Genomic DNA, 26,677 nt, shown 5'->3' with positions numbered 1-26,677 from the left:
TACCATAAATGAGAGAAGACAGGCTTGATTGATTACCAAAGAAATTAGCGGAGAGCCTTCATGTTTCAAGCTTTTAGAATCCCAATACTATTAATGGCCATATACAGTCTACTGATGGTCTTTGGCGGTCATTGGGTGTGGAGTACAAGTCATGAAAGTTTGTTAAATGATCATCAATCTAAGCTAGACCGCTTTTCGGTTCATATTTCAAGCCAACTGGATAAGTTCGCGCACATTCCCGAGCTGCTTTCAAAAGACAAAGAGCTGGTCGATGCCCTTCACTCTCCAAGTAACTCTGCGCAAATCGAACTCACCAATCGCTATCTAGAGCACGTAAATTCGGTGATTCAAGCGTCCGACACTTATCTATTAGACAGCATTGGCACCACTATCGCAGCCAGTAACTGGAATCAACCGCATTCTTTTATTCGTCGAAACTTTGCTTTCCGTCCCTACTATCAAGAAGCCATTCAGGGCAATGAAAATCAATATTTTGCGCTAGGTTCAACGTCTGGGAAGCGAGGCTATTATTATTCTTATCCGGTCTCCTATGCCGCTGAGATTATTGGCGTCATTGTCGTAAAGATGGATTTATCGCTGATTGAAGCAAGTTGGAAAGGCAAACAGAGTTTTTTTGTTGCTGACGATAAAGACCAAATCGTATTCATGTCGAGTAACCCTGAATGGCTGTTCAAAAGCCTTCAGCCGCTGAGCCAAGCACAGCAAGCTCGAATTCAAGAAAGCAGACAATATCTCGATACCAAAATAGAAAGCCTTCACTTCTCTGGTGATTTCGAGAGTGCGACTAGCAATATTGAGTCTCCGCACAAGCTCGTCCAAGAGCAATTCTTTAGCTCTTCACGCTTCTTAGCCGAACCGAAACTCACCATACGAGTATTTTCTCCGACCCACTTAGTTTGGTGGGACTTGGTGGCTTACCTTGTAGTTCTCAGCCTTATCTTTGCGATTATTTATCTAACGATGCAGCTCAATCACCATCGACAACAAAGGCGTGCCCAAATTGATAGGCTGCAATCTGAAGCCAAGCAAAAGCTAGAATTTCAAGTACTTGAGCGCACATCAGAGCTGCACGTCGAGATTAAACATCGTATCGAAACCGAACATGTACTGAGGCAGACACAAGACGAACTCATCCAAGCCGCAAAACTGGCGGTGCTAGGGCAAATGTCGGCAAGCATTAGCCATGAGTTGAATAACCCTCTCGCTGCGATTCGCAGTTATGCCGACAACGGCCGACTGTTTCTTGCCAAAGAAAAGATCGATCGTGTCGATGACAACCTCTCGCGAATCTCGGCGCTCACTGATCGCATGGCGAAAATCAGCCACCAGCTTCGCTCCTTCGCCAAGAAATCCACCGCGGAAGAGCTACACACGTTGCAGATACTTCCCGTATTGCACTCGTCAAGAGAGCTGATGAAACCACAACTCAAGAGTGAACGAGTTAAGGTCAACGAACTCCCTGAAATCTTTGATGCTTGCGTGCTCGCCAACGCCATTCAATTGGAACAAGTGATCATTAATTTGTTGACCAACGCGATTCAGGCGATGGAACAACAAAACGACAAGCAATTAGCTATTCTGTTAGAGATTAAGGAATCCGACCATCAACAAGCCAGCACCTTGCTGATTCATGTCGATGATAATGGCCCCGGCTTCACTTCCTCTTCGAGCGGAGATTTTTTTGAACCTTTCCATACCACCAAGAAAAACGGACTTGGACTTGGGTTATCGATTTCTCAACAAATAATCAGCGGAATCAACGGCAAGCTCGTTACCGGTCACAGCCCTCTAGGTGGCGCTCGATTCAGCATAGAGTTGCCCCTTGTTGAGCAAGAACAAAAAGAAAAAAAACCAACACCCAAACCAAAAACAACAGACTGAGATTAAACCGTTAGCAAGCTAGCTATTGAACAAGCGAGCCAACCAACAAGCAAAAAACTCAGCGATAATCAGAATACAAAGAAGTAAAGGAATCACTATGTGTCACGTCTATTTCATTGATGACGAATCCGATCTAAGAATGGCGATTGAACAGAGCTTTGAGCTCGCCGATATTGAAGCGGAGTTCTTTCCCGATGCCGAATCTGCTCTGCTCGCAATTCAAGAGAACGGCTTACCCCACGTGATCATCACTGATATCTGTTTACCGGGTATTTCCGGGCATGACTTGCTCAACACCGTAATGCACAAAGATAAAGAAGTCCCCGTAATCATGATCACTGGCCACGGCGATATCTCCATGGCCGTGCAAGCTATCCAAGACGGCGCCTATGACTTCATTGAAAAGCCGTTCGCCAATGAACGTCTAATCGAAACCACTAAGCGAGCGATTGAAAAACGCCAACTTACCCTTGAAAATCTTGAATTAAAGCGCTCTCTCAAGGCCAGTAAAGCGCTTGGACCAAGAATCATTGGTGACACGCAATCAATGACCGAGCTACGTTCTATCATCACCCACGTTGCCGACACTAGCGCCGATATTTTGTTGTTTGGTGAGACAGGCACGGGCAAAGAATTAGTCGCACGATCCCTACATGAGCAAAGCAGTCGACGAGAACAAAACTTTGTTGCCGTCAATTGCGGGGCGGTTCCAGAAAATCTGATTGAAAGTGAGTTGTATGGCCATGAAAAAGGCGCATTCACAGGTGCTGAGAGTAAACGCATTGGCAAGTTCGAGTTTGCTCAAGGCGGAACCCTATTCTTAGACGAGATCGAATCCATGCCGATGCAGGCACAAATTCGCCTGTTACGTGTCTTGCAAGAACGCGTCATCGAAAGAGTTGGCTCAAACGGATTGGTCCCACTTGATATTCGAGTAATCGCCGCAACCAAAGTTGACTTGAAAAAGGCAGCTGAAGAAGGGGCTTTCAGACAAGACCTTTACTACCGATTGAATGTTGTCACCCTAGATTTACCGCCGTTGAGAAGCCGCCAAGAAGATATCCCAGCACTCTTCCACCACTTCTTACTGGTCGCTGCGGCACGTTATGGCAAAACAGCCCCGGCAATTCCACAGAAAGAACTGCACGAGCTTTTAGCCCACGATTGGCCGGGAAATGTACGAGAATTGCGTAACACAGCAGAGCGTTTCGTACTTTTAGGCAAGCTATCTCACTTATCAGACAGCACTTCGGAGTCGACCCAACATTTTTCGTTAGCAGAACTGGTTTGTGATTTTGAGAAAAACACGTTAAAGCAAGCGCTTATTGAGTGTAATGGCAGCATCAAAGAGACGATGGATAGGCTGCAACTTCCCCGAAAAACACTCTACGATAAGATGCAAAAACACCAGCTAGTGAAAGAGTCATACAGACAAAACGAAAACTAAATTAGATTTGGGAGCAAGATCACCTATACTTATTTTGATAACAGGATGTTATGCAATCAAAGTAATAAGGAAATAACTATGGGTGAGAAAACAAGAGTTCCCTCGATCACCGATACTTTCGAGATAGATGGTATTTTTTATACTGACAATCATGTCGATCTATACACGCCAGAATTAGAGGCAAAAAGAGCGCTGTATGAGCAGATTGATTCAGGCTCTAGATATGGCAAGATTATCGATGAGGAGGTTTAACCCTCCTCATCACTTCGTTGTTACTTCACTATCTACTTAGTGATGATCTCTGGCCCCATCAAGGTGGTCGGTAACCATGTTGATACCCAAGGTACGTAAGTTACGATAATCAAGAACAAGAACATCACGCCAACCCACGGCAACGCTGCTTTTACCACGTTCATCATCGACATCTTCGCGACCCCGGCGGTCACAAACAAATTGAGCCCAACAGGCGGCGTTATCATCCCTATCTCCATGTTCACCACCATCATGATACCTAGGTGAATTGGGTCGATGCCCAGTGCAATTGCAATTGGGAATACCAATGGCGCAACGATGATCAGCAAGCCTGATGGCTCCATGAACTGCCCACCAATCAAGAGTAGAACGTTCACCACAATCAAGAAGGTGATCGGACCTAAGCCTGCAGAAAGCATAGACTCAGTGATCATCTGAGGAATGCGTTCCTCTGTCAGTACATGCTTAAGAATCAGAGCATTGGCAATGATAAACAGCAGCATGATCGTCAGCTTACCCGCATCATAGAGCGTGTCTTTGGTATCTTTATGGAAGAAGGTTTGGAACACCTTAACCAAAGCAGGCTTTGTATTCTTCTTGTCAGCGAAAGGCCCCATATCTTTATAGATAAAGTTGGCAATAAAGAACGCGTATACCGCTGCAACAGCCGCCGCTTCCGTCGGTGTAAAGATACCGCCGTAGATACCACCTAAAATGATGACAATCAGTAGCAGCCCCCAACTTGCGTCTTTTGCTGCTGCGAACATCTCACCCCAGCCCACAAACGGCTGTGCAGGAATCTTCTTAATACGTGCTGCAATGTAGATGGCAATCATCAACATCACACCCGCCAACAGACCAGGAATAACGCCACCGAGGAACATACGACCTACAGATACATCCGTCGCCGCAGCGTAAACAACCATAACAATTGACGGTGGAATCAAGATACCCAAAGTACCCGCATTACAGATAACCCCTGCCGCGAACTCTTTTGTGTAGCCGTTTTTGATCATACCAGCGATAACAATGCTACCGATTGCTACTACCGTTGCTGGAGACGAACCAGATAACGCTGCGAACATCATACATGCCACAACCGACGCCATCGCTAAACCGCCGCGGAACCAGCCGACCATTGCGATAGCAAAACGGATAATACGTTTCGCCACACCACCGGTTGACATGAAGCTAGAGGCCAAGATAAAGAAAGGGATCGCTAAGAGTGTGTAGTGGCCTGCAAATGCGTTGAACAACGTTTGTGCAACCGAAGCTAGTGACGCATCAGAGTGCATCAACAAGAATATGACGCTTGATAAACCAAGGGAAATCGCAATTGGTACACCGACCAACATGAAAGCAATTACCATTAAAAATAGAAATAACATTGCCATGATTAGTCTTCCTTACCGTTAGATTTTGTACCCGACTCGTTCGCCTTGTTTTGCTTAGTCGAATCCAATACCGCTGTCGCGTCTTCATCAGAACCCGCTAACACATCAGCTTTCAATGCATCCAGCTCTTCTTCGGCTTCATGGCCTGCAATCATGCGGTCAAGCTTGCCCGTCGCCACTTGATAAGCGATTTGGATGAATCGGAACGTCAGCATTGCCATACCAATCGGCAGCGCCATATAAGGAATAAAACGTGGCAGTTTCTCGTATCGCTCGCCTTCATTCAGCCAGTCAGCAAGAAACTGAAGCATCTCGGGCATTGGAATATCATCGGTCTCGTACCAAGCGCGCTCAGTCGCGAACGGGTACCAGTAATTCCAAGAACCGATAAGAAGTAAGATTGAGAATGCTAGGCAGCTTGTGACGGCGATTAACGCATACACTTTACGTAGCTTTTCTGGGGCAAGGTTGATGATCACATCAACGCCAATGTGGAAGTGTTTTTTAACGCCATAAGATGCGCCCACTAATACCATCCAAGCGAACATGAACACAGTCAGTTCTAGTGCCCACAAGATATTGCCATTGAATGCGTATCTGAATACAACATTGGCAAAAGTAAGTAGCGTCATTGCGCCAAGGAAAAATGCGATTAATGACTCTTCAATCACATCTGTAACTCTTCCGACTTTGGAAAAAAAAGAGGTTTCCAGTGCTGATTCGCTAGAATTTGGTTGTTCCATTTGAGGATTATCCATAATTGACTCCGCTTATAGTTATTTTAATAAGGAGTGGCGAAATGCACGCCACTCCCTTAGCGGTGTTATTGGTTTGAAGCTAACGCTGCATCGATAAGGTCTGAACCGATGTCTTTTTCAAACTTCTTCCATACTGGTTGAAGTGCAGCTACCCATGCTTCACGCTGTTCAGGCGTAAGTGTACGAACCTCACCACCGGCTTCGATGATGTTATTTTTGTTCGCTAGGTTAACTTTTGAAGATTCTGCATTACGTGTTTCAGAGACTTCTTGAACGATAGTGCCAAGCTGTGTACGTACATCTTCAGGTAGGTCTTTCCAGAAGTCGTTTGACGTTACCACTAGGTAATCCAAGATACCGTGATTGGTTTCAGTTACGCCGTCTTGTACTTCAAAGAACTTCTTACCGTAGATGTTTGACCATGTGTTCTCTTGACCATCGATAACCTTAGTTTGCAGGCCACCATAAACTTCTTTGAAAGACATCTTCTGTGGGTTAGCGCCTAGTTGTTCAAACTGAGCCACCAATACGTCTGATGCTTGAACACGGAATTTCAAACCTTCCGCGTCCTCAGGGTTGATAAGAGGCTTATTCGCCGACATCTGTTTCATGCCATTGTGCCAAAACGCTAGACCTTGAAGGCCACGACGCTTCATCGCATTCTTCAGTTTTTCGCCAGATTCTGAGTTTTGGAAACGGTCAACGGCTTCTACGTCTTCAAATAGGAAAGGAAGGTCAAAAATGCGGTATTTCTTAGTGAACTTCTCAAATTTTGACAACGATGGCGCCGCCATTTGAACATCACCATTTAACAGGGCTTCCAGTACCTTATTATCATCGTAAAGTGTTGAGTTAGGGAAAACTTGCATACAAGCCTTGCCATTCATTTCCGTGTTTACTCGCTCTTCCAGTAAAGAAGCGGCAATGCCTTTCGGGTGCTTATCGGTATTGGTTACATGACTGAATTTAATCACGATTTCACCTGGATCACAGTTTGCAGCAGCATTAAAACTTGTGAGCGCCAGAGCAGAGACAGACAGCAGGGTAAGAGGCTTAAACATTATTATTCTCCTTAGTAAACAAAACAGCCCTTCAATGGGAACTGCGTGCTTTCACTAAGGCAATTAGCGCGCCACATTGACACAAATCATTAACAACCCTTTAACCATAAGGCTTCATGATATCTGCCTGCTGCACTCGCCAACTCGCTGCAAAAATCAATGGGTGGGAAATGACACATAGAATATTTGTAAATGGGTGGGAGTTGACCAACGCATCACTAATGGATACGGCCGAATGAGGTCTGACCAAGAGCCACATTGCCGATGATACCTTGAAGTAATTTCGACCTATCCTGTAGAGTGCTGCACAACTTAGTCAGATTTACAGCCCCACTACTTACCAAGAGTTGATACTAATGAGTCAGATCTACCATCACCCAGTACAAATTTACTATGAAGATACCGATCACTCAGGTGTGGTTTATCACCCTAACTTTCTAAAATACTTTGAGCGTGCGCGCGAACATGTCTTGGGTAGCGATAAACTGGCGGAATTGTGGAACGAGCACGGACTAGGTTTTGCGGTCTATAAAGCCAACATGACTTTTCAAGATGGTGTTGAATTCGCTGAGATCTGCGACATCCGAACCTCTTTTGAACTCGATGGCAAATACAAAACGCTATGGCGACAAGAAGTGTGGCGTAAGAATGCGACCAAGCCTGCTGTGATTGGTGATATTGAAATGGTCTGTCTTGATAAAGACAAGCAACTGCAGCCAGTACCCGCTGAAGTATTAAAAGCGATGCTTGGAGAGTCGAGCTAACTTCACCTCACCAAGCTAGCTTAAAAGAGGTGAGACGACGAAAAGGTTCTCACCTCTATCTGCATGGGTAGCAAGTTTCCGCCAAGTGTAACCGCAAAGCGATACTGTTCGTCCAGCCGCCCTAAGCAACACTGCCAATCTGTAGAACTATCGGTTTTCTCAGTAACATCCAACCCAACTCCACTGTATATGCTGATTTCACCATGCAATCTAATTTCATCCTGCAAGTTTGGTTGAAAATCCGAAGCGTGAATTGGCAATGTTTGCTCCGTCAGATTGGAGAATTCGAACGAAAAGCTTCGCAACGATGTGGCCAGCCCCTTACCCGTCGCTTTGATGTACGACTCTTTCAACGCCCACAGATCGAAAAAACGCTCTCTCTGTTCTTCTTTGCTGAGCTCAAGTAAATCCGCCAATTCTTTATCTGAAAAGTAGTGCTTCATGATCGAGTCGATATTGGTCGAACTTCTTGCGTGTTCAATATCAACACCCAATTGAACTTGCTTCCCTTCTATCTGGCAAACTGCAATCAACAAATGTTCTTTGCTATGACTAATATTGAAATTTAACCCCGTCTTGAGTTGCTGTTCGACGACTAAACTTGGCTTTCCTTTCTCGCCATATTCAAAGCGCCACGCTTCAGGCATCAAATCAGAATAGCGAGACAGCACCTTTCTTAGGTAATTTCGAACATACAGAGCCTGAATTTGAGATGAGGGCATTCGATAGCGCTCAACTTTGGCTATCTCATCGGCTGTCAGTCTCTTTTTGAGCTGCGATACATTGTCTGGCTGGTCATCTAAATTACTCAGAGAACATAGCCACAAATCAACAACGGAAGTTTTCATTTAACTCGAACTCACTTCTAGAAATCACTCTTCAAAACACGATTGGAACAACCAAATCGAACAAATTTAACTCATCTATGATTTAAGTAAAACCTAGAGAATACGGGAGGGAAACACCCTTCATATACGGGCTTAAAACCAATTTTTTAAATAATAACAAATTAAAACACAGATCACACTTAGCCTTGCACAAGAGGCATCCATTAAATGTTACTTACAAAAACATGACATAGATCTCACCAAATCAAAATATAGAGTAAAAACACTAAATAACAACTCATAACCATTAATTATCAACAAGTTAATGAAATTGAAAATGCAAAAATCAAAACCATGCCAAATTCATCTGGTCTGAACAGATCATAGTGGCCTCTCGGAGCATTGTATCAATAAGTCACCTCGGGTAGCCTGCTCAACCATTAAACAAATTCACGCGTTTTCTTTGCGGATACCGACTTTTCAATTAGTCAGACTTTGAACAGGATTTTAATGGACATCGCCTCAACATTTGAATGCCACCGTCGCGCATGAAACACCTCCCCTACTCTCGTAAGTCAACGCACTTCGAAAGCCTAATTTCTATCTGGTTGCCGCCACTCAGCAACCTGAATTTTCAGCTGCGCTTCCCTAAATCTGTTTCAGATTTTCTTTCTTTAATTTTAAAAGCGCAGCCTCAAAACACGACATCACTTTCTGTGATTTCTAGTGGAGACTCATAATGAGCCAACCCGAGACAAATACACCGGAATCAGTCGACGATTCTCGACTGAATAAACGCCTTAAAGATATGCCTGTCGCTATCGTTGGTATGGCGAGCATGTTTGCGAACTCTCGTTACCTGAATAAATTTTGGGATCTTATCAGCGAAAAAATCGATGCGATTACTGAAGTACCAGATACGCACTGGCGTCCAGAAGATTACTACGACTCAGATCGTACTACGCCAGACAAGTCTTACTGTAAGCGCGGTGGTTTCATCCCAGAAGTGGACTTCAACCCTATGGAGTTCGGTCTTCCGCCAAATATCCTAGAACTGACTGATACGTCGCAGCTGCTTTCTCTGATCGTTGCAAAAGAAGTACTTGAAGATGCCAAGCTGCCTGAAGGCTACGATCGCGATAAGATCGGTATCACGCTCGGTGTTGGTGGTGGTCAGAAGATCGCTCAAAGCTTGAATGCTCGTCTGCAATACCCTGTTTTGAAAAAAGTCTTCAAGAGCAGTGGCATCAACGACGAAGACAGCGAAATGCTGATCAAAAAGTTCCAAGACCAATACATCCACTGGGAAGAGAACTCATTCCCTGGTTCATTAGGTAACGTAATTTCTGGTCGTATTGCTAACCGCTTTGACCTTGGTGGCATCAACTGTGTAGTAGATGCTGCGTGTGCAGGTTCTCTAGCCGCAATGCGCATGGCACTGAGCGAGCTGGTTGAAGGCCGCAGCGAAATGATGATCACAGGTGGTGTGTGTACTGATAACTCGCCAACCATGTACATGAGTTTCTCTAAAACACCTGCATTTACCACCAATGAAACCATTCAACCTTTCGACATCGACTCAAAAGGCATGATGATTGGTGAAGGTATCGGTATGGTTGCTCTGAAGCGCCTTGAAGACGCAGAGCGCGACGGCGACAGAATTTACTCCGTGATAAAAGGCGTGGGTTCTTCTTCGGATGGTAAGTTCAAGAGTATTTACGCACCTCGCCCTGAAGGACAAGCAAAAGCACTAAAACGTGCTTACGATGATGCTGGTTTCGCACCGCACACGCTTGGCCTTTTAGAAGCGCACGGTACAGGTACTGCAGCGGGTGATGTGGCTGAATTTGGTGGCTTAAACTCGGTATTCAGTGAGAACAATGAAGAGAAGCAACACATTGCGTTAGGCTCTGTGAAATCTCAAATTGGTCACACCAAATCAACTGCGGGTACTGCAGGTTTAATCAAAGCTGCATTAGCACTGCACCACAAAGTACTGCCGCCAACGATCAACGTATCGGCTCCGAATCCTAAGTTGGATATCGAGAACTCACCGTTCTACCTAAACACACAAACGCGTCCTTGGATGAAACGTGTCGACGGCACACCACGCCGTGCAGGTATCAGCTCATTCGGTTTTGGTGGCACTAACTTCCATGTTGTATTGGAAGAGTACACGCCAGAGCACGCTCGCGGTGACAAATACCGTCAGCGCCAAGTACCGCAAACACTGTTATTCAGCGCGGAATCTCGTCAAGCACTGATCAATGAGCTCAACCAGGTTTCAACTCAAGCTGCAGACGCTGTGTTCAAACTGGAAGCGCTTGCTGAGCAGCACGCTCTACGCGAAGTTGACGCTAAGCATGCTCGTCTTGGTTTAGTCGTGACTGACCAAGCAGACCTTCAAGCGCAACTGACTCAAGCGGTTTCTATGCTTGAGAGCCAAGCCAAAACACATTGGCAGATGCCAAACGGTACTAGCTACCGTGAGTCGGCACTGATTGCAGAAAATGGTGCAGGTAAAGTGGCAGCGCTATTTGCAGGTCAAGGTTCGCAATACCTCAACATGGGTCGCGAACTTGCGTGTCATTACCCTGAAATGCGCCAACAGCTTGCTCAAGCGGATCAGGTATTTGGTCAGCACAAGAAAACGGCTCTGTCGCAAATTCTGTTCCCAATTCCAACCTTCACACCAGAAGCAACCAAAGCTCAAGAAGCTGTGCTAACCAACACCGCCAATGCGCAAACAGCAATTGGTACTGTGTCTATGGGTCAGTTCGACATCATGACTCAAGCTGGCTTCAAAGCAAACATGGTTGCAGGCCACAGCTTTGGTGAACTAAGTGCACTATGTGCATCGGGTGTTATCTCGCAAGACGATTACTACCAGCTAGCTTTCGCTCGTGGCGATGCAATGGCTGCAACACCTGAACAAGGTGACAGCGGTACTATGTTTGCGGTCATCTTAGACGCAGACAAACTTCCAGCCGTTGAAAGCTGCATCAGCCAATTCGAAGGCGTGAGCATTGCCAACTACAACGCTCCGACTCAACTGGTTATTGCAGGTCCAACTGCGACGGTTCAACAAGCAGCACAAGCGCTAACTGAACAAGGCTTCAAAGCGATTGCTCTGCCAGTATCTGGTGCTTTCCACACACCGCTTGTTGCTCACGCTCAAAAACCATTTGCTGCTGCAATTGATAAAGCTTCATTCAGCGCTCCAACGCTGCCGCTTTACTCAAACGCAACAGGCAAACTGCACAGCAAAGACGCTAAAGCGATTAAGAAAGCGTTCAAGCAACACATGCTGCAATCGGTTCGTTTTAGCGAGCAAATTGAAGCGATGTATGAAGCCGGTGCACGCGTATTCGTAGAGTTCGGTCCTAAGAACATTCTTCAAAAGCTGGTTGAGAAAACATTGGCTGATAAGAACGAAGAGCTTTACGCAATCAGCATCAACCCAAGCCCAAAAGGCGACAGTGACCAACAACTTCGCTTAGCTGCGGTTCAACTGTGTGTGGCAGGTGTTTCATTAGACAACATTGACCCTTACCAAGCTGACATTGCTGAACCTGCGAAGGCATCACCAATGAACATCAAGCTGAATGCAACCAACTACATCAGCCCTGCTACTCGTAAGAAAATGGATCAATCATTGGCTTCGGGCAACGTCACCGAAAAGACTGAGATTGTTGAAGTGAAAGTTGAAGTCGAGAAAATCGTGGAAAAAGAAGTGATTAAAACAGAAATCGTTGAAGTACCTGTGGCTGCTCCTCAAGCTTCAAATGTACAACAGTCAGTTGCTCCGGCACCAAGTGCACAAGTAGCAACAGCTACTCCACAATCACAAGTGGTTCAAACAGCCCCAGCGACTAGTCAGCCTGCAGCTCAAGTAACGGTTGATGAGTCTTCACTGCAATCGTTCTTCAATGCTCAACAACAAGCAGCAGAAGTACATCAGCAGTTCCTTGCAATTCCTCAGCAATACGGTGACACGTTCAACACCCTAATGTCTGAGCAAGCGAAAATGGCAACAGCAGGCGTAGCAATTCCTGAGAACCTACAGCGTTCTATGGAAATGTTCCACCAGCACCAAGCTGAAACGCTAAAAGCTCACGCTCATTACCTAGAGATGCAAGCACACAGCAACAACTCAGCACTTAATATGCTGACGCAAGGTTCAGTACAAACGGCACAACCAACCTTCGTTGCTTCTGTAAATGCTCAGCCTGCGATTCAAGCGACTCCAACAACTATCGTTCAACAGCCTGTAGCTCAAGTACAATCGACTTCTGTACAAGCAGCACCTGTTCAAAATGCGGTAGCTCAGAAAGCTCCAGTACATAAAGCAGCTCCTGCACCGCAAGTAGCGGCTCAAGCGGCAACGCCTGTTGCAGCCCAACCTGTACCAGTTAAAGCACAACCAGCTCCTGTAGCTGTAGCAGTACAATCAGCAGATGCTGAAAAAGTGATGCTAGAAGTGGTCGCTGAGAAAACGGGTTACCCAACGGAAATGCTTGATCTAGAAATGGACATGGAAGCAGACCTTGGTATCGACTCAATCAAGCGCGTAGAGATTCTGGGTACCGTTCAAGACGAAATGCCAAACCTACCTGAGCTGAACCCTGAAGATTTAGCTGAGTGTCGTACTCTTGGTGAAATCGTTACCTACATGAACAGCAAGATGCCAGCATCAGCGCCTGTGGCAGCACAGCCAAGCGCAACTGCTGCTGTTCAAGCCGCTAACGGTCTTGATGCAAAAGTCGTTCAACAAACCATGCTAGAAGTGGTTGCTGAGAAGACAGGTTACCCAACGGAAATGCTTGATCTAGAAATGGATATGGAAGCAGACCTTGGTATCGACTCAATCAAGCGTGTTGAGATTCTGGGTACGGTTCAAGATGAACTGCCTACTCTTCCAGAGCTAAACCCTGAAGACTTAGCTGAGTGTCGTACTCTTGGCGAAATCGTTGCTTACATGAACAGCAAGCTTCCGGCTTCTGCTCCTGCGCCTTCACTAGCACCAGCCGTTGCTCCGGCAACATCTAGCAATGGTCTAGATGCGGCTGTCGTTCAAAAAACCATGTTAGAAGTGGTAGCAGAGAAGACGGGCTACCCGACTGAAATGCTAGACCTAGCAATGGACATGGAAGCTGACCTTGGTATCGACTCAATCAAGCGTGTTGAAATTCTAGGTACGGTTCAAGACGAACTACCGACTCTTCCAGAGCTAAACCCTGAAGACTTAGCTGAATGTCGCACTCTAGGCGAAATCGTAGCCTACATGAACAGCAAGCTTCCGGCTTCTGCTCCAGCAGCAGCTCAAGTATCTGCACCTGCGCAAGCAGTCTCAAACGGTTTAAACGCCGAGCAAGTTCAAAGAACAATGCTGAGCGTAGTGGCTGATAAAACGGGCTACCCAACAGAAATGCTAGACCTAGCAATGGATATGGAAGCTGACCTTGGCATCGACTCAATCAAACGTGTTGAGATCCTTGGTACGGTTCAAGACCAGCTACCAACATTGCCAGAGCTGAACCCTGAAGATCTAGCTGAGTGTCGTACTCTTGGCGAAATCGTTGACTACATGAACAGCAAGTTAGCTCCTATTTCAGAAGCTGCGACAGTAGCTCCAGAAGCAGCTACGGCCGCAGTAGAAAACACGAGCAACGACCTAAACCCTGCTCATGTTCAATCAACAATGATGGAAGTGGTTGCCGATAAAACTGGCTACCCAGCAGAAATGCTCGACCTAGCGATGGACATGGAAGCAGACCTTGGTATCGACTCAATCAAACGCGTTGAAATCCTGGGTACGGTTCAAGACCAGCTACCAACACTGCCGGAACTAAACCCTGAAGACTTAGCTGAGTGTCGTACGCTTGGTGAAATCGTTACCTACATGCAAAGCAAGCTATCAGCTACTGCACCCGTAGCGACTCCAAAAGCTGAGTCAGTAACGCCTATCGCAGAAACAGCGACAGCGGAACTTCCTCCACACAATGAGGTAGCGCTAAAAAAGCTACCAGCGGCAGATAAACTCGTCGATTGTTTCTCAAAAGACGCTTGTGTCGTGATCACAGATGATGGTCACAACGCCGGTGTTCTAGCAGAAAAGTTGACCGCTAACGGCATTCAAGTTGCCGTAGTGCGTAGTGCCCTTTCTGCCGCGTCACCTTTAAACAGTGAAATCGCAAGCTACACACTCAACAGCGTCGATGATGCTGGTGTGACTGCAGTTATTAACGACATCGAAGCAGACCATAAAACGTCGAACAAAGTGATTGCTGGCTTCATTCATTTACAAGCTATCGTTGATGCTAAACAAAGCAACGAGCAAGCGGTTAACTTGAATGCAGATTCAAGAGCTTCACTGACGACAGCGTTCTTATTCGCCAAGCACCTAAATGGCCAACTGAATGCCGTTTCTGGTCGTAGCGTGTTCTTCACACTAAGCCGTATCGATGGTGGCTTTGGTTACCTAGATACTAAGCAATTAGCGAATGCAGAACTTAACCAAGCGGCTCTATCTGGTCTAACTAAGACACTGAGCCATGAATGGTCAAACGTATTCTGCCGTGCATTAGATGCTGACGCTTCTATTGATGCTCGTCACCTAGCTGAAGCTATCACAGGTGAACTGTTCGATATCGATACCAACACGGTTGAAATCGGCCTTAGCCATGCGGAAAACGGTGAATCTGGTCGTGCAACACTGATTGCGACAACACCAGGCGCTGCACAAACTAAAAACACAGGTGCTCAACTCACCAAGAGCGACAAAGTTCTCGTAACTGGTGGCGCTAAAGGCGTGACGTTTGAATGTGCACTGACGCTTGCTAAGCAATGTAAATCTCATTTCATTCTTGCAGGTCGTAGTAAGCATATTACTTCAGCTGAGCTACCTCAGTGGGCACAAGGTAAGCAAGAGAAAGAGCTAAAACCAGCAGCTATCGCTCACCTACAAGCAACAGGTGACAAACCAACGCCTAAGAAAGTTGATGCCTTGCTAAAACCGGTATTGAGCAGCCTTGAAATCAACGCAGCACTTGCCGCTTTCAACGAGATTGGCGCGAGCGCTGAATACCTAAGCTTAGATGTGTCGAACCATGAGTCAGTAGCGAAAACGCTGGCGAATTTCGAAGGCATCACAGGTCTTATCCACGGCGCAGGCGTACTTGCTGACAAGCACATTCAAGATAAAACGCTTGATGAACTGAACATGGTTTACGGCACGAAAGTGGGCGGACTAGAAGCGGTTCTTGGTGGTCTTGATAGCAGCAAGCTAAAACTGATTGCGATGTTCTCTTCGGCGGCGGGTTTCTACGGAAACACAGGCCAAAGCGATTACTCGATGTCTAATGAGATCCTAAACAAAGCGGCTCTACAATTGTCTGCGCGTAACCCTCAAGCGAAAGTGATGAGTTTCAACTGGGGACCGTGGGACGGTGGCATGGTCAACGCAGCACTGAAACGTATGTTTACAGAGCGCGGTGTGTACGTAATTCCTCTTCAGGCGGGTGCAGAGCTATTTAGTTCTCAACTACTGAACGAAACTGGCATTCAACTGCTGGTTGGTACGAGCATGCAAGGTTCTGACAACAAGGAAGCTGCTGTAAAAAAGCTTAATGCGGAGTCTGTGCATCTTGCAAAGAGTCCGCTGAATACAAGCATTACTGTGACACGTCATCTTGATCCAAAGGCATTGCCTTTCATTCAAGATCACTGCATTGCCGGTAACCCAGTGTTACCGACAGTGTGTGCCATCCAATGGATGCGTGAAGTCGCTGAGCAACTGTTAGGGGTGAACGTTAGCGTTCACAACTACAAACTGCTGAAAGGTGTGATTTTTGATACTGATGAAGTGCAAGAGCTAACGCTTGTCTTGTCTTCAGACGCTAAATCAAAAGATCAGCTAAAAGCAGTGATCAGTTGCCAAGGGCGACCACAGTATCAAGCTCAGTTGCAAGTTGCCTCTGTGCAAGTGTCTGAAGATGTTCAACAAGCGTCGACAAAACGCTTTGAAGCTAACTCTTCAACACCAGTAACAACGGCACAAGCTCTATACAGTGACGGCACTCTGTTTCATGGACCAAGATTGCAAGGTATTACCTCAGTTGAACGCTTTGACGACTTAGGCTTATTGGCTCAATGCCAGTTGCCTCAGATTGAAAACAGCGACTGCGGATCATTTATTCCTAAGCAAGGCTTTGGCGATAGCCAACCATTTGCTGAAGATTATCTGTTGCAAGCAATGCTGGTATGGGCTCGATTGAAGTACGGCGCGGCAAGTCTACCGTCTGCAATTGGTGAGTTTGTTTGTTACGCACCGATGCACAATGGTGACCAAGGTTGGCTAGAACTGAGCGTGATAAAAAGCACGGCTCGTTCACTGCAGGCTGATATCTCGCTTTACCACCAAGATGGTCGTTTAAGTGCGGTAATGAAAGGTGCCAAAGTCACCATCAGCAAGAGCTTAAACGACGCATTTTTGCCGAAGTTTAGCTCTGCAGTATCAAAGAAAGAGGCGACTAAGAACCCAGAAAAGGAGCAATTGTCATAGTGACTGTTCCTTCTAATAAAGCGATGCCATTGCGCATCGCTCTTTTAGCTCAGCCAGCAAACGCGGCTGAGCTTTCTGCCGACTTATTCCCCTCGTTCCCAGACATGATAACTGTTGTGGTTGATGGCAATTTTAATCAAGCACTTAGCCGTGCTATTGAGACTGTAAATCAAGGCACTGCTGTTAAACTCTGTTTGGATTCTCACTCACCATCATTGTTGATGTTAAGTGCGCTGAATGCTGCTCAGAATAAGATTCACCCACACGCGAATTTGGCGGGCTTTGTTGAAGCTCTCGATCTAGATAATGGAGATAGCGTTCAGCTTGCTCTGGATATGTCACGCCGCCCCGCTTCAGATTTAAGCCATCAACAACAATACTCAACCCTATCTGCTTCGCAGCAGTTTAATGAGTTGTTGAATATGATTGAGGCAATATCGAGCCGTTCATTACCGAGCCATTACTGGTTCACTGAGCCGAACAAAGCACGTGTTGCTGCGTTAACCTTCAGCGAAGAAAACCAGAAATCCACCAGCCTGATATTGACTCAAGCGACCGGTTTGCACGAACCAAAACCCTTGCTATCCAGCGAACGTTTGATGTTTGTGGTTTCTGGCTGCGAGCAAACTGAATTGGTTTCTCAGCTAACCTCGTTAAGAGAAGAGCTAAAATGCGTTAGTGATTCAACGGACAGCGAACTTGCTATCGCCACCTTGATGCATTCAAACCTAAGCCACTTTCAAAGCGTTCAACACAATGTTGACCTTGGCGCGAACATCGTGATTCAAGCCGCTTCAATTGAGGCTGCACTACAAGAGATCACCGCGATAGAAAATGCGTTGCCAAAAGTAATGGGTGACAATAGCCAATACAAAACTCCAGCGGGCAGTTGTTTCTCACCAATGCCTCAAAGCAAAGGTGGCGTTGCATTTGTTTACCCTGGTGTTGGCACGGTTTATCCCGGTATGTTGCGCGAGTATCACCACCATTTCCCACAGTTATTTGCTCGCTTAGAACGCGAAGGTAACTTGAAAGAGATGCTGCAGGCTGACAAAACCTACGCAGAAAACTCGCAAGAAATGTCGCTCAGTGAATTGGCAATTGCAGGTGTCGGCAGTAGTTATTTACTAACGCAGCTCTTGTGTGATGAATTCAAAGTGCAGCCAGATTTCGCTTTGGGTTACTCCAAGGGTGAAGCCTCCATGTGGGCCAGCTTAAATGTTTGGAAAAATCCGCATGCGCTGATTGAGATGACTCAAACCAGTCCTATCTTCACCACGGCTATTTCTGGCGAACTCACCGCAGTACGTCAAGATTGGCAGCTGAACGGCGACGAAAGCATCCAATGGAATAGCTTTGTGGTTCGAAGTGATGCACAAGCGATTGAGGCTCTGTTACCAGAATTCCCACGCGCTTATCTCGCTATCATCCAAGGTGATACTTGCGTGCTAGCAGGTTGTGAAAGCACATGTCGTGCACTACTCAAGAAACTGGGTAAACGTGGTATTGCCGCTAACCGTGTTACTGCGATGCACACCACACCAGCGCTGAGTCAGCATAGCCAAGTGCGTGAGTTTTACACGCAACCACTGTTCGACGAATTGCCAAAGCATATCCGCTTTATCAGCGCAGCAGGTCTACCGACTGGCGCACCAATCGATATCGACAGCGACAGCATCGCCCTTTCGATTGCCGACACTTTCTGTTCAACGTTAGATTTCACCGCGTTGATCCAGAGTGCGCGTCAACAAGGTGCGCGTCTGTTTGTCGAAGTAGGTGCCGATCGTCAAACCAGCACATTGATCGACAAGATCAATCGTAGCGACGACGTAGCCGACCAGTACTGCACAATCGCTTCCAATGCCAAAGGCGGTGACGATGTTGTCACGCTCATCAAGTGCATTGGTCAGCTCATTACTCATCAAATTCCATTGTCTGTCGAGCCACTTATTGAAGGCCTAGAACAACAGATCACCACGAAGCAATTAAGTGGTGTGTCTCAAGGCAGCGCAGTGAATCATCAAGGAGAGCTAGTATGAGTTCTCAATCGAAACCATCTCAATATAAATATCAGGCTCAGAATAAGCAGCAAGTGAAGTGCAATAAGATCGCGATTGTCGGTATTGCTAACCAATACCCAGAAGCGGATACGCCAAAAGATTTTTGGCAAAACTTGCTAAACAAAAAAGATTCTCGAACCACATTAAGCGCTGAAAAATTAGGTGCTAAACCTGAAAACTATCAGGGCGTGCAAGGCGAATCAGACCGCTTTTACTGTGATAAAGGCGGCTACATCGAAAACTTCAATTTCGATAGCAATGGCTACCGCTTAACAGCAGAATCATTTAACGGTGTTGACCAGAGTTTCCTTTGGGCGTTAGATACCAGTCGCAAAGCGTTAGTCGACGCAGGCATTAATTTAAATGCCGATGTTTTAGAGCGCACAGGCGTGATCATGGGTGCCCTTTCGTTCCCAACCACACGTTCAAACGACCTGTTTCTGCCGATGTATCACTCGGTGGTCGAGAAAGCACTCAAAGATAAATTGGCTAATGACCAGTTTTCACTGCTACCAACCAATGAAACCGCTCAAGACCTCAATCCGATCAATGGTGCAGCGGCACACAACGCCTCTAAGTTAGTGGCTGATGCGCTAGGTTTAGGCAACGTGCAACTTAGCCTAGATGCGGCATGTGCAAGCTCAGTGTATTCATTGAAGTTAGCGTGTGATTACTTGAACACGGGCAAGGCCGACATGATGTTGGCAGGCGCGGTATCAGGTGCTGACCCATTCTTTATCAACATGGGTTTTTCCATCTTCCACGCTTACCCTGACCACGGTGTTTCGGTTCCGTTTGATAGCAACAGTAAAGGTCTGTTTGCTGGCGAAGGTGCCGGTGTTTTAGTCCTAAAACGCTTAGCTGATGCAGAGCGTGATGGCGACAATATTTACGCAGTCGTCAGCGGTATTGGCTTGTCGAACGATGGCCGAGGCCAGTTTGTATTAAGCCCAAACAGCAAAGGACAAGTCCAAGCCTTTGAACGTGCTTACGAGGCTTCGAACTTAGCACCAGACAGCATCGAAGTGATTGAGTGTCACGCAACCGGTACACCATTAGGTGACAAGGTTGAGTTAACCTCAATGGAACGTTTCTTTGCTGACAAATTGAATGGTTCTAACCCGCCATTGATTGGCTCTGCGAAGTCAAACCTCGGTCACTTACTGACTGCGGCAGGTATGCCAGGGATCATGAAGATGATCTTTGCTATGAAAGAAGGCGTGCTTCCTCCAAGTATTAACTTAGACAAGCCACTATCGTCGCCTGAAGGTTTATTTGGCCCACAGACTCTGCCAACGCAGGTTCAACCTTGGCCAAGTAAAGCGGTTAACTCAGAGCGCTGCGCGGGTGTTTCTGTATTTGGTTTCGGTGGTTGTAACGCTCACTTACTGCTTGAAGCGTATTCAGACACGAGTCAAGTAAACCAGACTCAAGAATCGGTTTCTCCAAGCCTACAACCGTCTAATTTAAGCATTACAGGCCTAGCGTCTCACTTCGGTTCTCTGCAAAGCATCAATGCGCTAAGCACTGCGATTGAGACCAACAACGATGCTTTCATTGCTTTGCCTAAAAAGCGTTGGAAAGGCTTAGACCAACATCCAGAACTACTGAATCAGTTTGGTTTACACGGCATTCCAAACGGAGCCTATATCGATCAATTCGATCTCGACTTCCTACGCTTTAAAGTACCGCCTAATGAAGATGACCGTTTAATCTCTCAGCAATTGCTACTGATGAAAGTGGCAGACGAAGCGATCAAAGATGCCAAGCTTATTGCAGGCCAAAAGGTTGCGGTTTTAGTTGCGATGGAAACAGAGCTTGAGATGCACCAATTCCGTGGACGCGTAAACCTGCATAGCCAATTGGCTGACAGCTTTGCCAACATGGGTATCGAACTAACTCAAGACGAATACCAAGCGCTAGAAACCATCGCGATGGACAGTGTGATGGACGCAGCCAAGCTAAACCAATACACCAGTTTCATCGGCAACATCATGGCTTCGCGTATCTCTTCATTGTGGGACTTTAACGGCCCTGCCTTTACGATTTCAGCCGCTGAACAATCAGTTGCACGTTGTATCGATGTCGCGCAAAACCTGATGTCGCAAGAATCGATGGATGCCGTCGTGATTGCAGCCGTCGACCTAAGCGGCAGTGCGGAACATGTGATTCTCAAGAACAGCGTGAGCCCAGTGTCACTTGCTCCAAAATTCGGCCAACCGCAAGACGGCAGTTGGAATGTGGGCGAAGGCGCAGGTGCGATTGTTCTTGTTGAAGAGAGTCGAGTAGCGAGCAACCAAGATGCGGCTTACGGCAGCATCAACGCATTAGCGTTTGGTTCAAGCGAGCGTAACAACGCCGTTATTGATGAGTTACTGACTCAAGTCGGTATGAGCTCGAACGATGTTTCTCTGCTTGAGCTTAACCATGCACCAGAATCTTCGTCTCATCAGTTTTCGTCTCTAAGTTTAGGGAACACAAAGACTACTCAAGCAAGTCAACGTGTGGGTCATTGCTCTGCTGCTTCTGGTATGGCAAGCCTGCTACACGGTCTGCTCAACCTGAACCTTGCACCTCTGAATCCGAATGTCAGTTCTAAGAGCGCGATTGTTGCCAACATCAGCGAAGGACAATGTTCACAGCTGCTACTAAGCCAATCGAGTGTTGAATCTCAATCACTTTCCGTTCGTTTAAGCAATGAACTGGCGAGCGATGCTAAACGTCAATTAGTTAAGCAAGTGACTCTTGGTGGTCGTGATATCTATCAACATATTGCCCAAACCCCAGTGACCAACTTGGCAACGATTCAACAGAAAGCTTCTGGTAAACAAGCAACAAGAGTGGCGTCGATTCCAACGACAGCAAGCATTCAAGCAGCTCTTGTGCAAAAAGAGTTAGAGAAGAAAGCATTAGCGCAGAACGCGGTAAAGCCAGTAATCGAAACTCCTACATCAGTATCCCCTACTCTGGCGCCAACTCGCCACAGTCAGCTAACAGGTAACCACAGCAATATGACTCATGTCCTATCCGCTAAAAATGGCGTATCGAATATCGACGCTAATACGGATGCAGCATCACAGCCGTCTGTAACACCATACAACCAAGCTTTTGCTCAAAATCAGCAAGCAGCTCAGCAAGTACACAAAGCATTCCTGCACACACGTGCCCAAGGCATGCAGATGGCAGATGCTCTATTAAAAGCACAGCTAAACGCAGTTACGTCTGGTTTAGATAGCTCAAGTTTAGAGAACAATGCCGTTATTCAACAAACGATTGGTCAACAATCACCAGCTCAGCCTGTTCAAGCTCAACCAGCTCAGGTTCAGTCAGTGCCAGTCAACGTACTTGCGACACCAGCACCAGTGAAACCGATCCGTAAACCATGTATCTGGGATTACGATGATCTGGTTGAATACGCTGAAGGTGATATTGCAAACGTATTTGGCCCTGATTACGCGATCATCGATAGCTACTCGCGCCGCGTTCGCCTACCAACCACTGACTACCTATTGGTATCTCGTGTAACCAAGCTCAACGCGACAGTCAACGAGTACAAGCCAAGCACCATGACTACAGAATACGACATCCCAGTTGATGCACCGTATCTTGTTGATGGTCAGATCCCTTGGGCTGTTGCAGTTGAATCTGGTCAGTGTGACCTAATGCTGATCAGCTACTTAGGCATTGATTTTGAAAACAAAGGCGAGCGTGTTTATCGCCTGCTTGATTGTACGCTGACCTTCCTTGGCGACTTGCCTCGTGGTGGCGATACACTGCGTTACGATATCTCAATCAACAACTTTGCTCGCAATGGCGACACATTACTGTTCTTCTTCTCGTACGAGTGTTTCGTTGGCGACAAGATGATCCTGAAAATGGATAACGGTTGTGCGGGCTTCTTCACTGATGAAGAGCTAGCAGACGGCAAGGGTGTGATTCACACTGAAGACGAAATCAAGGCTCGTAAACTTGCAACTAAGCAACGCTTCGACCCTATGCTGCACTGCCCTAAAACGCAGTTTAACCACCAAGAATTACGTCATCTACTGACTGCTAACATTGCAGAGTGTTTTGGTCCAACTCACCAATCCAATAGCCACCAGCCTTCTTTGTGCTTCAGCTCAGAGAAGTTCATGATGATCGAAAAGGTTAGCCGTGTTGAACCGCAAGGCGGCACATGGGGACTTGGTCTGATTGAAGGTCATAAGCAGCTAGAGCCTGAGCACTGGTACTTCCCTTGTCACTTCAAAGATGACTCGGTAATGGCTGGTTCTTTGATGGCAGAAGGTTGTGGTCAACTGCTTCAATTCTTCATGATGCACCTTGGCATGCATACGCTTGTTCAAAATGGTCGTTTCCAACCGCTTGAGAATGCGCCTCAACAAGTACGCTGTCGTGGTCAAGTTCTACCACAATCGGCAGAACTGACTTACCGCATGGAAGTGACCGAGATTGGTCTAAGCCCTCGTCCATACGCGAAAGCCAACATCGATATTTTGCTGAATGGCAAAGTGATTGTTGATTTCCAAAACTTGGGTGTGATGATCAAAGAAGACGACGAATGTACTCGTTACCTACCTTCTCTAGAAACAGCTGTCGCAACCCCTGTTATCGAAAGCTTGGACCATAAAAGCTTGGGCCATACACCAGCAGTGAACCAACAAGCTTCAGCAAATGCGCCACTGATGGCGCAAATTGAAGACCTAGCAACTGCGCCAAATAAAGGTGTGGTTCCTCTTCAACACGTTGAAGCTCCGGTGACTCCTGATTACCCAAACCGCACACCAGATACGGTTCCGTTCACGCCATACCACATGTTCGAATTCGCGACTGGCGATATCGAGAAGTGTTTCGGTCCTGATTTCTCTATCTACCGTGGGATGATCCCACCACGTACTCCGTGTGGCGACCTACAGCTAACTACTCGCGTTGTTGAGATCGACGGTAAGCGTGGCGACTTCAAGAAGCCTTCATCGTGTATCGCAGAGTACGAAGTGCCAGAAAATGCATGGTACTTTGATGAAAACAGCCACCAGACCCTAATGCCTTACTCGGTATTGATGGAGATTTCACTGCAACCAAACGGCTTTATCTCTGGCTACATGGGCACAACACTGGGCTTCCCAGGTGAAGAACTGTTTTTCCGCAACCTAGATGGTAGCGGCAAAATGCTGCGTAACGTCGACTTGCGTGGCAAAACAATTACCAACGATTCTCGTCTGCTTTCAACAGTAATGATGGGCACCAACATCGTACAGAGCTTCAGCTTCGAACTGAGCACTGACGGCGTGCCTTTCTACCAAGGTACAGCGGTATTTGGTTACTTCAAGGGCGCTGCACTGAAAGATCAGCTTGGTTTGGACAATGGTAAAGTAACTCACCCTTGGCACGTTGATAACAACCGCACGCCGGATGTAAACATCAATCTGCTAGACAAAACGACGCGTTACTTCAATGCACCCGTTTCAGCTACTGGTGAAGTGCAAGAGCATTACCAACTGGCTGGCGGTCGCTTGAACTTTATCGATACTGTGCAGATCACCAGCGATGGTGGTAAAGACGGTCTGGGTTACCTATACGCTGAGCGTACAATTGACCCAAGCGATTGGTTCTTCCAGTTCCACTTCCATCAAGATCCGGTAATGCCAGGTTCTCTAGGTGTCGAAGCGATCATCGAACTGATGCAAACCTACGCTCTAAACAAAGATCTTGGTGCTGGCTTCAGCAATCCGAAGTTTGGTCAAATCCAATCTGAAGTGAAATGGAAATACCGTGGTCAGATTAACCCTCTGAACAAGCAGATGTCACTGGATGTACACATCACTGCAATCAAAGACGAAGACGGCAAACGCATCATCGTTGGCGACGCAAACCTGAGCAAAGATGGTCTGCGTATTTACGAAGTGAAAGACATCGCAATTTGTATCGAAGAAGCATAAGCCTGACACGGGACTAGGAAAGAAATAATTATGACAACTCAAACTACAATCAATAACGAAAAGCTATCTCCGTGGCCTTGGCAGATTAAAGAGAGCACAACTCACTTTGATAACGCGGCAATGTCGACAATTTTGAAAGATTTAAGCCTTGCTTGTTACGTAGTGAACCACCCAGAAAAAGGGTTAGGTGTTAGCCAACAAGCAGAGATTGCATCGGGCGATTCAGCAAGTTCAGCGAACAACCAACCTGTTAGCGCTTTTGCTCCAGCTCTTGGTACACAAAGCCTAGGCGACGAAGATTTTCGTCGCTGCCACGGCGTGAAATACGCTTACTATGCAGGCGCAATGGCAAACGGCATTTCATCTGAAGAGTTGGTGATTGCGCTTGGCCAAGCTGGCATTCTTTGTTCATTTGGCGCGGCGGGCTTAATCCCATCTCGCGTTGAGCAAGCGATCAACCGTATTCAATCAGCACTACCAAACGGTCCTTACGCGTTTAACTTGATTCACAGCCCAAGTGAACCCGCACTAGAGCGTGGTAGTGTTGAGTTGTTTTTGAAGCATAAAGTAAAAACGGTTGAAGCTTCTGCCTTCTTGGGTCTAACACCGCAAATCGTTCACTACCGTGCAGCAGGTCTTAGCCGTGATGCACAAGGTGAGATTCAGATCGGCAACAAGGTAATTGCCAAAGTAAGCCGTACTGAAGTTGCGAGCAAGTTTATGCAGCCTGCTCCTGCGAAAATGCTGCAAGCTCTAGTTGATGAAGGTCGAATCACAGCAGAGCAGATGGAACTGGCACAGCTGGTTCCTATGGCTGATGACATTACTGCAGAAGCCGACTCTGGTGGTCACACCGATAACCGTCCACTGGTTACCCTACTGCCAACGATTCTTGCACTGAAAGAGCAAATCCAAGCACAGTACCAATTCAAAACTCCGCTACGTGTCGGTTGTGGTGGTGGCGTAGGTACGCCTGACGCTGCTCTAGCGACGTTTAACATGGGCGCAGCTTACATTGTTACTGGCTCTATCAACCAAGCGTGTGTTGAGGCTGGCGCGAGCGAACACACACGTAAGCTGCTTTCAACAACAGAAATGGCAGACGTGACTATGGCTCCGGCGGCAGACATGTTCGAAATGGGCGTGAAACTGCAAGTGGTTAAGCGTGGCACCTTGTTCCCGATGCGTGCTAACAAGCTGTACGATCTATACACGCGTTACGACTCGATTGAAGCGATTCCAGTAGAAGAACGCCTGAAGCTTGAGAAGCAAGTATTCCGTTCAACACTGGATGACATTTGGGCGGGAACTGTGGCGCACTTTAACGAGCGCGACCCTAAACAGATCGAACGTGCTGAAGGCAACCCAAAGCGCAAGATGGCGTTGATCTTCCGTTGGTACTTAGGGCTTTCTAGCCGCTGGTCAAACACAGGTGAACAAGGTCGAGAAATGGATTACCAAGTATGGGCTGGCCCTGCACTTGGCGCATTCAACGCATGGGCAAAAGACAGCTACCTAGATGATTACCAACAGCGTAATGCGGTCGACCTTGCTAAGCACCTGATGCACGGTGCGGCTTACTTAGCACGTGTTAACCTGCTGACTTCGCAAGGTATCAAGCTTGACCCAGAACTAGCACGTTGGAAGCCGACGCAAAGAATGGCATAGGCATTTCAATACGGAGTTAATTAAGCTCAACGAATAAAAAAA

General features: G+C 46.8%; 13 protein-coding genes. 9 read left to right on the top strand and 4 right to left on the bottom strand.

Going from position 1 to position 26,677, the window contains the following annotated elements; all coding sequences use genetic code 11:
• Window positions 1-60 precede the first annotated feature (60 nt).
• The 3 genes from OCU90_RS04640 (at window position 61) to OCU90_RS04630 (ending at window position 3,601) form a co-directional block, all read left to right on the top strand.
• The gene (locus tag OCU90_RS04640; RefSeq protein WP_061024985.1) at window positions 61-1,902 is read left to right on the top strand and encodes a sensor histidine kinase; all 1,842 of its coding nucleotides are present in this window, start codon (window positions 61-63) and stop codon (window positions 1,900-1,902) included.
• Window positions 1,903-1,999: 97 nt separating this feature from the next.
• The gene (locus OCU90_RS04635) at window positions 2,000-3,349 is read left to right on the top strand and encodes a sigma-54-dependent transcriptional regulator (protein WP_017084548.1); all 1,350 of its coding nucleotides are present in this window, start codon (window positions 2,000-2,002) and stop codon (window positions 3,347-3,349) included.
• A gap of 78 nt (window positions 3,350-3,427) precedes the next feature.
• A complete protein-coding gene (locus OCU90_RS04630) occupies window positions 3,428-3,601 on the top strand; it encodes a hypothetical protein (protein WP_004736075.1) in 174 nt (57 codons plus the stop codon).
• Between the two features lie 32 nt (window positions 3,602-3,633).
• Here OCU90_RS04630 and OCU90_RS04625 read toward each other — a convergent pair whose 3' ends face one another.
• From OCU90_RS04625 to OCU90_RS04615, 3 genes are all read right to left on the bottom strand, one after another.
• The gene (locus OCU90_RS04625; protein WP_004736074.1) at window positions 3,634-4,995 is read right to left on the bottom strand and encodes a TRAP transporter large permease; all 1,362 of its coding nucleotides are present in this window, start codon (window positions 4,993-4,995) and stop codon (window positions 3,634-3,636) included.
• Window positions 4,996-4,997: 2 nt separating this feature from the next.
• Window positions 4,998-5,753, bottom strand: coding sequence for a TRAP transporter small permease (locus OCU90_RS04620; RefSeq protein WP_017076776.1), 756 nt, complete (start codon window positions 5,751-5,753; stop codon window positions 4,998-5,000).
• 65 nt (window positions 5,754-5,818) lie between these two features.
• Complete coding sequence (locus OCU90_RS04615; RefSeq protein WP_004736072.1) at window positions 5,819-6,814, bottom strand: TRAP transporter substrate-binding protein; 996 nt, start codon at window positions 6,812-6,814, stop codon at window positions 5,819-5,821.
• A 356-nt stretch (window positions 6,815-7,170) separates the two neighbouring features.
• Between OCU90_RS04615 and OCU90_RS04610 the strand changes: the two genes are divergently transcribed.
• The gene (locus OCU90_RS04610; RefSeq protein ID WP_016795211.1) at window positions 7,171-7,578 is read left to right on the top strand and encodes a thioesterase family protein; all 408 of its coding nucleotides are present in this window, start codon (window positions 7,171-7,173) and stop codon (window positions 7,576-7,578) included.
• 20 nt (window positions 7,579-7,598) lie between these two features.
• Here the strand turns inward: OCU90_RS04610 and OCU90_RS04605 are convergent, their stop codons facing one another.
• On the bottom strand, window positions 7,599-8,426 hold the full coding sequence (locus tag OCU90_RS04605; RefSeq protein WP_061024982.1) for a 4'-phosphopantetheinyl transferase family protein: 828 nt from the start codon (window positions 8,424-8,426) through the stop codon (window positions 7,599-7,601).
• A 527-nt stretch (window positions 8,427-8,953) separates the two neighbouring features.
• Here OCU90_RS04605 and OCU90_RS26160 point away from each other — a divergent pair.
• The 5 genes from OCU90_RS26160 to pfaD are packed head-to-tail and all read left to right on the top strand — an operon-like array spanning window position 8,954 to window position 26,635.
• Window positions 8,954-9,145, top strand: a complete 192-nt coding sequence (locus OCU90_RS26160; RefSeq protein ID WP_017076779.1) for a hypothetical protein — start codon at window positions 8,954-8,956, stop codon at window positions 9,143-9,145.
• Window positions 9,145-16,968: a type I polyketide synthase gene (locus OCU90_RS04600; protein WP_061024981.1), complete on the top strand. Its 7,824-nt coding sequence runs from the start codon at window positions 9,145-9,147 to the stop codon at window positions 16,966-16,968. The genes OCU90_RS26160 and OCU90_RS04600 overlap by 1 nt, the downstream gene beginning before the upstream one ends.
• Window positions 16,968-19,007, top strand: a complete 2,040-nt coding sequence (locus OCU90_RS04595; protein ID WP_061024979.1) for a PfaB family protein — start codon at window positions 16,968-16,970, stop codon at window positions 19,005-19,007. The genes OCU90_RS04600 and OCU90_RS04595 overlap by 1 nt, the downstream gene beginning before the upstream one ends.
• Complete coding sequence (locus tag OCU90_RS04590) at window positions 19,004-24,967, top strand: hotdog fold thioesterase (protein WP_061024977.1); 5,964 nt, start codon at window positions 19,004-19,006, stop codon at window positions 24,965-24,967. The genes OCU90_RS04595 and OCU90_RS04590 overlap by 4 nt, the downstream gene beginning before the upstream one ends.
• Before the next feature lie 30 nt (window positions 24,968-24,997).
• The gene (gene pfaD / locus OCU90_RS04585; protein WP_061024975.1) at window positions 24,998-26,635 is read left to right on the top strand and encodes an eicosapentaenoate synthase subunit PfaD; all 1,638 of its coding nucleotides are present in this window, start codon (window positions 24,998-25,000) and stop codon (window positions 26,633-26,635) included.
• Window positions 26,636-26,677 lie beyond the last annotated feature (42 nt).

The sequence above is a fragment of the Vibrio splendidus genome (genome assembly GCF_024347615.1).
Taxonomy (GTDB): domain Bacteria; phylum Pseudomonadota; class Gammaproteobacteria; order Enterobacterales; family Vibrionaceae; genus Vibrio; species Vibrio splendidus.
This window is presented reverse-complemented; position numbering and strand designations above follow the sequence as displayed.